13 protein-coding genes are annotated in these 12,886 nt (G+C 67.5%); 4 read left to right on the top strand and 9 right to left on the bottom strand.

From position 1 onward, the window contains the following. Positions 1-42 precede the first annotated feature (42 nt). Positions 43-2,043, bottom strand: coding sequence for a primosomal protein N' (locus H977_RS0108875; protein WP_029107526.1), 2,001 nt, complete (start codon positions 2,041-2,043; stop codon positions 43-45). Beyond that, a complete protein-coding gene (locus tag H977_RS0108870) occupies positions 2,040-2,762 on the bottom strand; it encodes a lysoplasmalogenase (protein WP_051288752.1) in 723 nt (240 codons plus the stop codon). Before H977_RS0108870 ends, H977_RS0108875 begins: the two co-directional genes overlap by 4 nt. Between H977_RS0108870 and H977_RS0108865 the strand changes: the two genes are divergently transcribed. After that, positions 2,761-3,705: an alpha/beta hydrolase gene (locus H977_RS0108865; protein ID WP_029107525.1), complete on the top strand. Its 945-nt coding sequence runs from the start codon at positions 2,761-2,763 to the stop codon at positions 3,703-3,705. The two genes, H977_RS0108870 and H977_RS0108865, sit on opposite strands and share 2 nt — an antisense overlap. A gap of 3 nt (positions 3,706-3,708) precedes the next feature. Here H977_RS0108865 and H977_RS0108860 read toward each other — a convergent pair whose 3' ends face one another. Next, positions 3,709-4,275, bottom strand: a complete 567-nt coding sequence (locus tag H977_RS0108860; protein ID WP_029107524.1) for a cytochrome b — start codon at positions 4,273-4,275, stop codon at positions 3,709-3,711. Further along, on the bottom strand, positions 4,272-5,354 hold the full coding sequence (locus H977_RS0108855; RefSeq protein WP_231395912.1) for a catalase family peroxidase: 1,083 nt from the start codon (positions 5,352-5,354) through the stop codon (positions 4,272-4,274). The genes H977_RS0108860 and H977_RS0108855 overlap by 4 nt, the downstream gene beginning before the upstream one ends. A gap of 146 nt (positions 5,355-5,500) precedes the next feature. On the opposite strand from H977_RS0108855, the gene H977_RS0108850 reads away from it, so the two are divergent. Continuing rightward, positions 5,501-6,190: a suppressor of fused domain protein gene (locus tag H977_RS0108850; RefSeq protein WP_029107522.1), complete on the top strand. Its 690-nt coding sequence runs from the start codon at positions 5,501-5,503 to the stop codon at positions 6,188-6,190. A gap of 124 nt (positions 6,191-6,314) precedes the next feature. Next, positions 6,315-7,799, top strand: a complete 1,485-nt coding sequence (locus H977_RS0108845; RefSeq protein WP_029107521.1) for a flavin-containing monooxygenase — start codon at positions 6,315-6,317, stop codon at positions 7,797-7,799. A 66-nt stretch (positions 7,800-7,865) separates the two neighbouring features. On the opposite strand, the gene metK is transcribed toward H977_RS0108845, so the two are convergent. The 5 genes from metK to mihF form a co-directional block, all read right to left on the bottom strand. Further along, positions 7,866-9,065: a methionine adenosyltransferase gene (metK, locus tag H977_RS0108840; protein WP_029107520.1), complete on the bottom strand. Its 1,200-nt coding sequence runs from the start codon at positions 9,063-9,065 to the stop codon at positions 7,866-7,868. 144 nt (positions 9,066-9,209) lie between these two features. After that, complete coding sequence (coaBC, locus tag H977_RS0108835) at positions 9,210-10,457, bottom strand: bifunctional phosphopantothenoylcysteine decarboxylase/phosphopantothenate--cysteine ligase CoaBC (RefSeq protein ID WP_029107519.1); 1,248 nt, start codon at positions 10,455-10,457, stop codon at positions 9,210-9,212. 18 nt (positions 10,458-10,475) lie between these two features. Then, entirely contained in the window at positions 10,476-10,802 is a 327-nt protein-coding gene (gene rpoZ / locus H977_RS0108830; RefSeq protein ID WP_029107518.1) for a DNA-directed RNA polymerase subunit omega, read from the bottom strand. Between the two features lie 89 nt (positions 10,803-10,891). Next, positions 10,892-11,485, bottom strand: coding sequence for a guanylate kinase (gmk, locus tag H977_RS0108825; RefSeq protein WP_029107517.1), 594 nt, complete (start codon positions 11,483-11,485; stop codon positions 10,892-10,894). An 11-nt stretch (positions 11,486-11,496) separates the two neighbouring features. Beyond that, positions 11,497-11,811, bottom strand: a complete 315-nt coding sequence (mihF, locus tag H977_RS0108820) for an integration host factor, actinobacterial type (protein ID WP_003880790.1) — start codon at positions 11,809-11,811, stop codon at positions 11,497-11,499. Between the two features lie 498 nt (positions 11,812-12,309). Between mihF and H977_RS34750 the strand changes: the two genes are divergently transcribed. Continuing rightward, positions 12,310-12,861: a hypothetical protein gene (locus H977_RS34750; protein ID WP_081681663.1), complete on the top strand. Its 552-nt coding sequence runs from the start codon at positions 12,310-12,312 to the stop codon at positions 12,859-12,861. Positions 12,862-12,886 lie beyond the last annotated feature (25 nt).

The following is a 12,886-nucleotide window of genomic DNA, read 5'->3' as shown; positions in this document are numbered from 1 at the left end:
GCCCGCCGCAGCCGTCCACTGTGAGTCATGTGGTGCCGCTGTCTACCCGATGTGCAGCGGATCGATTTGGATGCGACATGGCTGTTGATCGTGGCGCGCACTCAGCACCGCCGTCGCTCGCCGGAGTGCGGCCGCCAACTCCAGGCCGCCGTCCCGCGGTACCCGGACCAGCATCCGGCTCACCTCGGTACCGGGCTCCAACCCGGGTGGGCGGCGGGCGCCGGGCGGCAGCTCCACCGGACCGAGGGTTTCCGCGACGTCTGGCAACTGAGCGGTATCGAGCAGCGCCTCCACCGCCGTCGTCGTTCCGTCGATGGCCGCCATGTGTACCGCAGGCGGCAGACCCACCTCGCCGCGTCCGTCGAGTTCGGCGTCGGCATGCCCCACGGGGTCCCACCGGATCAGCGCCTGCACGGTGGAGATCGCCGACTCCGCCACCACGGCCACCACACCGCCATCGGCGCGCGACCGCACCAGCGCCGCCGCGGCCATCCACCGGCGCAACGTGTCTTCGGCCGCGCGCAGATCCTGCCGGCCCAGCAGCGCCCACGCGTCGAGCAGCAAGGCGGCGCCGTAACCGCCTTCGGCGATCGGCTCCGCGCCGGGCGTACAGACCACCAGGGCCGGCCCATCCCCCACCTCGCGGATCACCGCGTCACCGCCGGAGGTGATCACCGAGGTACCGGCAAAGGCGCGCCCCAACTCTTCGGCGGTCCGCCGGGCACCCACGACGACAGCCCGCACGGCATCCGAACCACAACGCGCACAACGCAATGCGGGTTCGGCTCGGCCGCACCAGCGGCATTCGGCAGCCGCGCTACCCCGCTCAGGCAATGCCAGCGGGCCGGTGCAATGCCGGCAGCGGGTCACGGCGCGGCACCGTGCGCAGGCCAACGACGGCACATATCCGCGGCGCGGAACCTGAATGAGCACCGGGCGTTCGGCCTGCAGCGCCGAACGCGCCGCCTGCAATGCCATGGACGGCAGCCGGGCGGTGTGCGCGGCCGGATCCCGTTCCTGCGCGTAGCCGCTGTCCTCCAAGGCGATCACCCGCGGTGCGGCGGCGCGCACCACCGGCCGGGCCGCCACCACGTCGTGCGCCCAGCGGGTCCGCACCAAGGCCTGCGCCTCGGCGGTCCGCGTGTAGCCGCCGATGATCGCCGCACACCGCAGTTGATGGGCCCGCAGCATGGCGACCTCACGGGCATGCGGATAGGGCGCGCGTGGTTCGGCGAGGTTGTCGTCACCGTCATCCCACACCAGGACCAGCCCGAGGTTGGCGACGGGGGCGAACACCGCACTGCGGGTGCCGATCACCAGCTGGGCATGCCCGCGCAACGCCGCCAGCCACCGGCGGTAGCGGGCCGACGGGCCGAGACCGGCCGACAACGCGACCACCCGCGCCGCGGGCACCACGTCGGTGGCTGCGGCGTACAACGCATCCACATCGCGCTGATCGGGCACCACCGCCACCACGCCGAGCCCGGCGTTCAGCGCCACCGCGGCCGCCTCGGACAGCCGCTGCGCCCAGTCCTCCCCGGGCAGCGCCTGCCACACCGCCCGCGCCGCGCGGCCCTCACCGATGGCGGTCAGGAATTGTTCGCCGCGGCCGTAGCGAGCCCAGGCGGTGGTGTCGACAGGGACCGGCGCGACAGGTTCGGGTTCGTCCTGAATCTGCTTCTCGACCCTGGCATGGCGCGGCGGCACCGCCAGGCGCAGCACGTCCGCGCGGGTCCCGGCGTAGCGGGCGGCGACGGCGTCGACGAGTCGGCGGACCTCGGGGGTGAGCACCGGCTCAGGCGAGACCACCCGATCGAGCCAACCCAGCTTGCCGGTGTGGTCGGTGTCAGATCGCCGCTCCAGCAGGTACGCGTCGACCAGCCTGCCGTTGAAGCGCACCCGCACCCGCACGCCCGGCTGGGCGTCATCGGATTGCTCCTCCGACACCAGATAGTCGAACTCGCGGTCCAGGTGCGGGACCGTGAGCAGGGGAAGCACCCGCGCGATGGGCTCATGCTCGGCGGCGCGGCGGGTGATCGTCACTGCGCTGGTTTAGCAGACTTGTCCGACGCTCGGCCGAAGAACATGCCCGCCGTGATCAGCAGCAGCGATGTCGCGTACGCCCACCAGATGGGCACGGCCAGCAGCTGGTCGCCCCGCACGAACTGGCTGATGCCGATCATGGAGTCCGACACCGCGAAACACACCGCCCCGGCAGCGGTCCACGGGGTGGGCAGCCGGGCCAGCAGCGCGGTGCACACCATGGCTCCGAGCACCGCGATGTAGGCGACCACCGGAACGGCCATCCCCTGTTCGACCAGGCGTGGCCAGAACCACGTCAGCAGCGCCAGGCAGGCCAGGACGGTGACCGCGACGGCGATCAGGCGCGGCGTCGAGCGGCGTGCCAGCGGCAGCAGCGCGCTCAGGAAGCACAGGTGCGCGATCAGGAACGCGGCCAGCCCCAGTACGAAGGACGGCTGCCACCACGGAATCGCCAGCAGAAAGTCGCCGAGGGCCGAGAACACCAGCGCACCCACCAGCCAACGGCGTTCCCGCACGATCGAATGTGACCACGCGGCCGCCGCCAGCAGCAGCGCGGGCAGCGCCTTGACCGCGGGCTGGGCGAGGAACTGGCCCGTGAGATCGGCACCGGCCGGCAGTCGCAGGGCCACCACGAGGAGAAACGTGCCGTAGGCCGCGCCGATCACGGCGGCGGCGCCCCACAACCGCACCGTCCTGCGGTGTGCGTACGGTGGCGGCATGTCCGTTGCTGATGAGAAACCGGCTGTCGATGCCATCCTGCAGAAGGTACTGGAGGCGGTGCCGTTCCAACTATCCACCGACATCGGTGTCGAGGAGGCACGCCGCCAGTTCGCTGAGATTCCGCGGATGCCGGTCCATCCCGAGGTGCAGGCCGAGGACCGCGTGATCCCGGGGCCGGCCGGACCGATCCCGGTGCGGATATATCGGCCGCCGACGACCGACGGTGCGACGCTGCCGGTCGTGGTGTTCATTCACGGCGGTGGCTGGGCGCTGGGTGACCTGGACAGTTACGACGGCACGGCCCGCCAGCACGCCGTCGGCGCCGACGCGGTGGTCGTGTCGGTGGACTACCGGCTTGCTCCTGAGCATCCGTACCCGGCCGCTGTCGATGACGTGTGGGCCGCGACGCAGTGGGTGGCCGCCAACGCCGCCGAACTGGGCATCGACGCCGACCGGATGGCCGTCGCCGGAGATTCGGCGGGCGGCAACCTCAGCGCGGTCGTGGCGCTCCTGGCCCGCGACGCCGGCGTCCCCTTGGAGTTGCAGTTGCTCTGGTACCCGGCCACCACCTGGGACACCAGCCTGCCGTCGTTCAGCGAGAACGCCAAGGCACCGATCCTCGGACTCGACGCGGTCCAGGGGTTCTCCCGCTGGTATGCCGGACATGTGGACCTATCCGACCCGCCGGCCACGCTGGTGCCGGCCCGCGCGACGGACCTCTCAGGTGTCGCGCCGGCCTACATCGCGGTCGCCGGGCACGACCCGTTGCGTGACGACGGTATCCGTTACGCCGAATTGCTTTCCGCCGCAGGTGTTCCCGTTCAGCTGGACAACGCCGAGACCTTGGTGCACGGCTACCTCGGCTATGTCGGCGTGGTCCCGGCCTCCACCGAATCGTTCGAGCGCGCCATGATCGCGCTACGAACGGCGCTGCACGGCTGACCGCTAATGCTCCTTTTTGTTCCTGCTGGGCCACAAGCTCATTCGACGGATGATCCCGTCACGTAGCCCCACGGTGTGGAACAGCACGGCGCAAATGTGTGCGGTGAAGGTCGCGAACAACAGGTAGGCACCCACGGTGTGCGCGGTGCGCAATGCCGCATACAGGGTGATGTTGTGCGGGGCGATCGCCGGCAGGTGTATCGCGCCGACCAACACAATGGGTGACTGGGCCGCCGACAGCATGGCCCAGCCGATCAGGGGCTGGGCCAAAAGCAGCGCATACAACAGGTATTCGGAGTAGCTGGCCACCCGCCGCTCCACCGGCCCCATCGTCGACAGGAACGGCGGCAGCCGGCGAGTCAGCCGGTTGATCAGCCGCACGATCGCGAACACCAGGATGGCGATGCCCAGCGGCCGGTGGATCGCCAGCAGCAGCGGGTAGTAACTGAGCGCGGCGATCATCGTCACGCCGATGAAGAACTGCGCGATCACCATGACCGCCATGGACCAGTGCAGCAGTCTGGCCGCCAGGTTGAACCGCGTGATCGGCGGTTTCGTTTCGGTGGTCATCGCACGTCCCCGGGAACGACGACTGCGCTCGACGACTTGGGTTCTCGGGCCCTTCTGTTGAACGAGCGGGCGTATACCGCCGACCGCGCCACCGGTAGCGGATCATCGGAGACTGCCAGCCCGTCGGGCAGCACGAGCGGATCGAAGTTGATGTCGCGAGCGTTTCCGGGGGCCTCGGTATGGACCGCGTCGATGGTGATGGTGCCCGCCTCGATCGAGGGGCGGCCCGCGGGCCACGGCAGCGTCGCGTCGTGAGTGGGATCGGCGGGATCGGCCACGGTGAGAACGAGTTTCCAGCTGACCGGGCCGCGCGAGATGGTGTCGATCAGTGCATCGAAAAGACGGTTCTTGTCGTTGCTCTCAGGTGGTTCGGAGGATTGCACCGCCTGCACGGGTACCGCTGCCCACCGGATCGCCGTCGTCTCGCCCTTGGCGTTGGTGGCGCGGAAGGCGTTGAGACCGCGGTAGGTGTCATCGGCGAACCCTGCGCTCGGCGGAGCCTGCTTGATGATCTTCATGGCCGCGGCGGTTTCGGGATGGTCCGCCAGGAACGCCGCCATCGCCGCCGGGTCCGGCTTCCCGGTGTCCGGTACGGGACGCGACGCCAGCATCCGGTCGTAGAAACCCTGCGGCGTGCTGTCGGGGAACACCGGAAGATTCACCATCGCGGTGCGCCACTGCTCACCGTCGGGAAGCCGGAACATCAATCCGAGACCCCGGACGGTGTCGGTCTTGTCAGGCTGGTCGGGCAGCCCGCCCGACAGCGAGAACCTGCCGACGACAGGCAACGTGCTGCCGGGTGTGAACACAGCCGCCCGACTCACTGCCGCGCCGGCTCCGGTGCTGGTGAAGGTCCCGGTCGCGGCCAGGCCCTTGGCATGGTTACGCCGAAACCCGTCGTGCCGGCCGGCGATCTGCTCGAAGCGGTCAGCGAAGTCGGCCGGAGTCAACGCGTCGGGCCGCACCCATCCCGCAGCCTCGGCGAGTCCGCCGACACCGACGGCGGCGACGCCGCCGACCGCAGCCAAGCCGAGCAACGCTCTCCGGCGGCTGAGCGCCGGAACATCATCGGATCTCATCGTGGTCGTACCCCTATTCGCCGCAGGACCCCGTCCAGTGTGAAACGGTATGCCGTCCCGCGCCGTTCAATCGGACGACTTGACCACCGTCAGCGTCTGGCCTCAATGACATCGGCCTTCGAATCCGCGGTGTCACAACCCATAACATGCTGACTCTGGCGATATCATTCGAATTCATGTCCATGGATCCGGCGCCGGGCTGGGATGCAATCGACACCGCATTCGCACGGCTGTATCCAGGACTTGGCGACATCGCACCGCATTTCGGACGCACCGATGCGCGCCTCCCCGGCCAGGGAATTTGGGGAATCACCGCCTACCCGAACGCCACGGCCCCGCAGCCGCACTGGCACCTCGTCACATACGGATTCTCCAACGTGTTCGAATCAGCCCCGAGCCCAGATGATGACGACGACATCTGGACAGACTTCGAATGGACCTTTCGCGTTGCCGCCGACATCGACCTCACACAACCACTGGCCGCCCAAGTTCCGACGTGGTCTGTGCTCCTGCTGCAGCGGCTCGGCGATCTGGTCTTCAGCGGCAGCGCCGCGCTGGACGTCGGTCACCGCATCAAAGTCGGCGGCCCCATCACACTCGGCGAGCCCCAAACCGACCTGATCGCAATCATGTTCGGCGAAGATCCCCAGCTCATGCAGGTCGACACCGGATTCGGCCGCCTGCGCTTCGTTCAACTTGTCGGCGTCACCGCCGAGACCGTCGCTGCCGCACAATCGCTGGACAACGGCGCGGCAGGCACACTGCGAATGCTCAAAAATATGGCCGAGACCAATCCTCTGCTCATCACCGACATCAACCACGCCACCTCACGGTGAGCTCACTGTCCGGTCAGCCCCGTGACCGGCGCCCGTTCTAGCCAGTCAGGGCAACTGCGAGTTACGTTGGTCTCACGACCGATCACGTCGTCCATGCGATCGGACGCAGCCGAGAGGTGGTCTGATGCCCGACTTTCATACTCTCATCGTCGGCGCCGGGTTCTCCGGCATCGGCACCGCCATTGCCATGGACAAAGCCGGCCTGCGTGACTATCTGATCTTGGAGGCCGGCGACGGGGCCGGCGGGACTTGGTTCTGGAATACCTATCCCGGTGTGGCCGTGGACATTCCGTCGTTCTCCTATCAGTACTCGTTCGAGCAGTCGCGGCGCTGGTCACGCACCTACGCGCCCGGAGAAGAGCTGCGCACCTACGCCGACAGCTGCGTCGACAAGTACGGTTTGCGGACCCGGATCCGGTTCAACACCACCGTCGCCCGTGCGGTGTTCGATGACACCGAGAACCTGTGGCGGCTCGACCTCGATTCCGGGGATGCACTGACGGCGCGGTTCCTGGTCAACGCCAGCGGGGTACTCACCATCCCGAAGTTGCCCGATATCGACGGCGTGGACTCCTTCGCCGGCATCACCCTGCACACCGCCCGCTGGGACCACACCGTGGATTTGACCGGCAAGCGCGTCGCGATCATCGGCACCGGCGCCTCAGCAGTCCAGGTGATCCCGGAGATCGCCCCGAAGGTCAAGCAGCTCACCGTGTTTCAGCGCACCCCGATCTGGTGCTTCCCGAAGTTCGATGTACCGATCCCGCCGATCGCCCGCCGGCTGATGCGACTGCCCGGCGGGCGGACGGTGCACCGCCTGATCAGCCAGGCCTACGTGGAGTTCACCTTCCCGCTGGCCGCGCAGTACTTCACCGTCAACCCGTTCGCCAAGCGCGCCGGTGCGGCCGGCCGGGCTTATCTACGGCAGCAGGTGCGCGATCCTGAGGTACGCGACAAGCTCACACCGCGCTACGCGGTGGGATGCAAGCGACCCGGCTTCCACAACAGCTATTTGGCCACATTCAACCGGGACAACGTCAGGCTGGTCACCGAACCCATCGACAAGATCACCGGTTCCGGAGTCGCTACCACTGACGGTGAGAGCCACGACGTCGACGTGCTCATCCTGGCCACCGGCTTCAAGGTGATGGATGTCGACGCGCTGACCTTCGACATCGTGGGCTCCGGCGGGCAGTCGCTGAGCGAGTTCTGGAAACAGCACCGGATGCAGGCCTACGAAGGTGTCAGCGTTCCGGGTTTCCCCAACTTCTTCTCCGTGATGGGCCCGTACGGCTACGTCGGATCGTCGTACTTCGCGTTGATCGAGGCTCAAACCCGCCATCTGGTGCGGTGTCTCGCGCAGGCCGACCGCCGTGAGGCCCGTCGCGTCGAGGTGCGCCAGGAGGCCAACGACCGGTACTTCGCCGAGATGATGCGCAAGCGGCACCGCCAGATCTTCTGGCAGGACAGCTGCAGCCTGGCCAACAGCTACTACTTCGACCGCAACGGAGACGTGCCACTGCGGCCGGCGACCACCCTCGAGGCGTACTGGCGCAGTCGCCGCTTCCCGCTGGACGACTACGCGTTCACGGGGCAACACACCCCGTGAACAGACAGAAAACTGCCCCTTTTCGCGTGAAAAGGGGCAGTTTTCTGTCTGCTCGCGCAGGAAAAGCTAGACCGACGCCTTCAGGTCGTCGACCTTGTTCAGCTGCTCCCACGGCAGCTCGATGTCGGTGCGACCGAAGTGGCCGTAGGCCGCGGTCTGCGCGTAGATCGGACGCAGCAGGTCCAGGTCGCGGATGATCGCACCGGGGCGCAGATCGAACACGCTGCTGATGGCTTTCTCGATGCGGGCCGGGTCGACGGTCTCGGTGCCGAAGGTCTCGACGAACAGACCGACCGGAGCAGCCTTGCCGATCGCGTAGGCGACCTGCACCTCGACGCGTTCGGCCAGCCCGGCGGCGACGACGTTCTTGGCCACCCAGCGCATCGCGTACGCGGCCGAGCGGTCGACCTTTGACGGATCCTTGCCGGAGAAGGCGCCGCCGCCGTGACGGGCCCAGCCGCCGTAGGTGTCGACGATGATCTTGCGGCCGGTCAGACCGGCGTCACCCATCGGGCCGCCGAGCACGAACTTGCCCGTCGGGTTGACCAGCAGGCGGAAGTCGGAGGTGTCCAGCGTCTCGTGGTTGAGGTCGGCCAGCACGGTGTTGACGACCTTCTCCCGGATGTCCGGGGTCAAAGTGCCGTCCAGGTCGATGCCGTCGGCGTGCTGGGTGGACAGCACCACGGTGTCGAGTCGCACCGGCGTCTTGTCGTCGTACTGGATGGTGACCTGTGTCTTGCCGTCCGGGCGCAGGTAGTCCAGCACGCCGTTCTTGCGCACCTCGGTCAGCCGCCGCGACAGCCGGTGGGCCAAGGCGATGGGCAGCGGCATCAGCTCGGGGGTGTCGCCGATCGCGTAGCCGAACATCAGGCCCTGGTCGCCGGCGCCCTGGGAGTCCAAGGGATCACCGGCGCCCTCGACCCGCGCCTCGTGGGCGGTGTCGACGCCCTGGGCGATGTCGGGCGACTGCGCGCCGATGGCGATGTTCACGCCGCACGACGCGCCGTCGAACCCCTTGGTCGACGAGTCGTAGCCGATCTCCAGGATGCGATCGCGCACGATCTTCGGGATGTCGGCGTACGCGGAGGTGGTGACCTCACCGGCGACATGCACCTGGCCGGTGGTGACCATAGTTTCCACCGCGACCCGCGACTTGGGATCCTGCTCCAGCAGCGCGTCGAGCACCGAGTCGCTGATCGCATCACAGATCTTGTCGGGGTGTCCTTCGGTTACCGACTCACTGGTAAACAGGCGACCTTGGCTCACGGTCTGCTTCCTTCCTTGCCGATCTGAAAAATTTGTCAGTCTCAAAACTACTTAGTTAGGCGAATGATATCTATGCCCTGTTGCACCCAAGCGCGTGGGACGCAAATACGCAACCCTTATCCACATCTTGATCTGTGCGTCGGATCACTCGTCGTGCGTGCCCAGAAACGCCGCGATGGAGTCCACGATACGGGTGGCCATCAGAGTCTTCGAACCATGCTCGAGTGCGACCTCGGCACCGTCTGCGCTCAGCAACCAACCGTCGTTGTTGTCGACCTCGAACGCGCGATTCTCCCCCACCGCGTTGACCACCAGCAGGTCGCAGCCCTTGCGTTTCAGCTTGGCCCTGGCATGGAACAACACGTCACCGTTGGCGTCACCGGTCTCGGCGGCGAAGCCGACGATGGCCCGCATGTTCGGCAACTGTCCCTCGCTGCGGGCCCGCACCGCTCCGGCGAGCACGTCGTCGTTGCGGACGAGGTCGATGGAGCTGGGCTCGGAGGCGCCGCCCTTCTTGATCTTGCTGGCCGCCACGTGCGCCGGGCGGAAGTCGGCGACGGCCGCGGCCATCACCAGAACGTTGGACTCGGGGGCGTACTTGGACACCGCGTCGCGCAATTGCGCGGCCGAGCCGATGTGCACGACCTCGACGCCTGCCGGGTCGACCAGGCCTGCGGTGTTGCCCGCGATGAGCGTCACGTCGGCGCCCCGCTGGGCCAGGACCCGGGCCACGGCGTAACCCTGCTTGCCGGAACTGCGGTTGCCGATGAACCGCACCGGATCGAGGGGTTCCCGGGTACCGCCTGCCGTCACCAGCGCCTTGACGCCGGCCAGGTCATGGGGCAACGCGTCGCCACGCTCCAGCAGGAGCTGGGCGAAGGTAACGATCTCTTCGGCCTCCGGTAGCCGGCCCGCGCCGCTGTCGGCACCGGTAAGACGGCCCGATGCGGGTTCCAGCACCACCGCACCCCGACGGCGCAAGGTGGCCACGTTGTCGACGGTGGCCGGGTGGAACCACATCTCGGTATGCATGGCCGGGGCGAACAGCACGGGACATCGCGCCGTCAGGAGCGTGGCGGTGAGCAGATCGTCGGCCCGGCCGGCGACCGCCCTTGCCAGCAGATCGGCCGTGGCGGGGGCGACGACGACAAGGTCGGCTTCCTGGCCGATCCGGACATGCGGAACCTCGTGCACATCGGTGAACACACCGGTGTGCACGGGATTGCCCGACAGGGCTTCGAACGTGGCTGCCCCGACGAAGCGCAGAGCCGATTCGGTGGGCAGCACGCGCACCGAATGGCCGGCCTCGGTGAGTTGACGGACCAGGGTGCACGCCTTGTAGGCGGCAATGCCGCCTGCGACACCGACGACGATTCGCTTACGCGCGCTCACGTCCCGGCCCTGGCCTGGCTACTCGCCGCCCTCGGTGTGCTCGAGCAGATCCTCGTGGATCTCCCGCATCGCGATGGACAGCGGCTTCTCCTGCAGACCGGGCTCGACCAGCGGGCCGACGTATTCGAGAATGCCGTCACCCAGCTGGTTGTAGTAATCGTTGATCTGGCGCGCGCGCTTGGCGGCGTAGATCACCAGCGCGTACTTGCTCGACGCGCGGTCCAGCAACTCGTCGATGGGCGGGTTGGTGATGCCCAGCGGCGTGTCATAGGAGCTGGCAGCGGACGAATCGATACCCAAGTCGTCCGCAGCGGCCAGCTGCGCGTCGGCGTGCGGGGTGCTCACGAAAAAGTCTCCTGGCGGTTAGCGAAAATGCGTTTAGTGGACAGCGTGCGGGCTCGCGGACCCGATCACGTCGGTCCCGGCACGATGAGTCATCGGCTGTCCACCAGCAAGGATACCAATTCCGCGCACGCGGTATCCAACTGGCGGTTTACCACGACCTGGTCAAAGTCGGACTGGGCGGCCATTTCGGCCCGCGCCGTCTCCAATCGCCTGGCCATCACCTCGGGCGATTCGGTGCCCCGACCGGACAATCGACTGACCAGTTCATCCCAGCTGGGCGGTGCCAGGAACACCGATATCACCTCGGGCATGGCCCGTTTGACGGCACGTGCACCGGCCAGATCAACCTCGATCAGAACCGGGTGACCGGCCCGGGTGGCGTCCCGCACAGGCTGGGCAGGCGTACCCGAGCGGTGCAATCCGCCGTGGATGTCAGCCCATTCGAGCAGCTCACCGTCGTCGATCAGCTGCTGAAAGCGTTCCGTGGACACGAATGTGTAGTCGACACCGTCGACCTCTCCCGGCCGCGGTGCCCTCGTCGTGACCGAGACAGAGAAATACAAGTCGGGAAGCCGCTCCCGCAGACAGCGGATCACGGTGGACTTCCCGACGGCGGAGGGACCGGACAACACGACGACCGGAGCCGTCTGTGTGCGTTGTCCGGCCCCTCTACCAGCGCTCAATGCGGGAGCCTCTACTGGTCGAACTTCTCCAGGAGGGCCTTGCGCTGACGATCACCGAGGCCGCGCAGACGGCGGGTCGGGGCGATCTCCAGCTCGGTCATGATCTCCTGCGCCTTGACCTTGCCGACCTTGGGCAGGGCTTCCAGCAGAGCGGAAACCTTCATCTTGCCCAAGACCTCATCGGTCTCGGCGTCGGTGAGCACCTGCTTGAGGTTGGTGCCGCCGCGCTTGAGTCGATCTTTGAGCTCGGCTCGCGCTCGACGTGCGGCAGCAGCCTTCTCCAACGCTGCCGCGCGCTGTTCGTCGGTCAACTGGGGAAGGGCCACGGGTTCCTCCGTCTCCTGGCGATTCTTCTTCGGCCATCTCTTGTTTTTTACGGCTGGAGTACAAACCAGCCAGCGACGACGAACCTACCCACGCTGGCTGACTAAAGCGAACGCCACCCCCTGGTTACGACGCCAAAAGCCCAGCGTGTAGTGCGCGCAGACGACGCCCGGCTTCCCCGCGAAAACGTCTCCCGGCATCGCCCCCGACGCCGCACCGGGCCGGATATTCCTGCAAGTCAAAGGGTTTCGAGCGACCGATAGCTAATAACCCATGAGTCCGGGAGCGGTACCGCCACCCCCGCGCCCGGTTACCGCCGGGTATTCGAGAAAATTTTCGCTGGTCACGGCGTGTCGGGCGTGTCGGAGCCCCTGACACGCACGTCACACCGGTGCGTTTCATGACGCCTAAGCCGCGCCTAGTTGCCACATAGTGATTACACAGCTTGGCTAAATAGCCTCCCGAGGTCGGGTATCCATGACCCCGAAGGGAAGCTGGACATGAACATCAAGCGTCTGACCTGCACTTCTGTTGTCGCCATAGCTCTGGGAACCGCCACCTTGGCGGCGGGAGCCGGCGTGGCGGCCGCGCAACCGGGACCGCCGTGCGGGTTCGGCAACTGCCAGGGCCCGGGAGGACCGGGGGGACCTGACCGTCCGGGTGGCCCAGGAGGCCCAGGAGGGCCCGAACACCCCGGTGGGCCGGGCGGACCAGGCGGACCGGGTTGGCAGGGCGACCACGGCGGTCCAGGAGGCCCGGGCGACCGCGGCCCAGGTGGACCCGGCGACCGCGGACCCGGAGGTCCAGGTGGGCCGGGCGACCGCGGACCCGGCGGACCTGGCGGACCCGGATGGCCGGGAGACCACGGCGGACCTGATGATCGCGGTGGCCACTGGGGCCCGCCACCCCCCGATCTGTCCTGGCGCGGGATGGACCAGGGCCGGTTCGACCACCAGCCGTTCAACTACAACGGCAGGTGGGTGACACCGCTGTTCAATCCGGATTTCAACGGATGGGGCTTCTGGTTCTTCGGTATCTGGATCCCGCTGTGACGCGGTGCGCCGCAGTGATTCTGAC

This window comes from Mycobacterium sp. URHD0025, assembly GCF_000426065.1.
In the GTDB taxonomy this organism is placed as follows: domain Bacteria; phylum Actinomycetota; class Actinomycetes; order Mycobacteriales; family Mycobacteriaceae; genus Mycobacterium.
Note: the sequence above shows the minus strand (reverse complement) of the source record. Positions and strands in the feature narration are given on the sequence as shown.

Bases quoted from the DNA above. Each gene is read 5' to 3' on its own strand.
- H977_RS0108855 (WP_231395912.1), bottom strand. From the start codon at position 5,354: ATGAGATCCGATGATGTTCCGGCGCTCAGCCGCCGGAGAGCGTTGCTC.
- H977_RS0108850 (WP_029107522.1), top strand. From the start codon at position 5,501: ATGCTGACTCTGGCGATATCATTCGAATTCATGTCCATGGATCCGGCG.
- H977_RS0108865 (WP_029107525.1), top strand. From the start codon at position 2,761: ATGTCCGTTGCTGATGAGAAACCGGCTGTCGATGCCATCCTGCAGAAG.
- H977_RS0108845 (WP_029107521.1), top strand. From the start codon at position 6,315: ATGCCCGACTTTCATACTCTCATCGTCGGCGCCGGGTTCTCCGGCATC.
- H977_RS0108870 (WP_051288752.1), bottom strand. From the start codon at position 2,762: ATGCCGCCACCGTACGCACACCGCAGGACGGTGCGGTTGTGGGGCGCC.
- H977_RS0108860 (WP_029107524.1), bottom strand. From the start codon at position 4,275: ATGACCACCGAAACGAAACCGCCGATCACGCGGTTCAACCTGGCGGCC.
- H977_RS34750 (WP_081681663.1), top strand. From the start codon at position 12,310: ATGAACATCAAGCGTCTGACCTGCACTTCTGTTGTCGCCATAGCTCTG.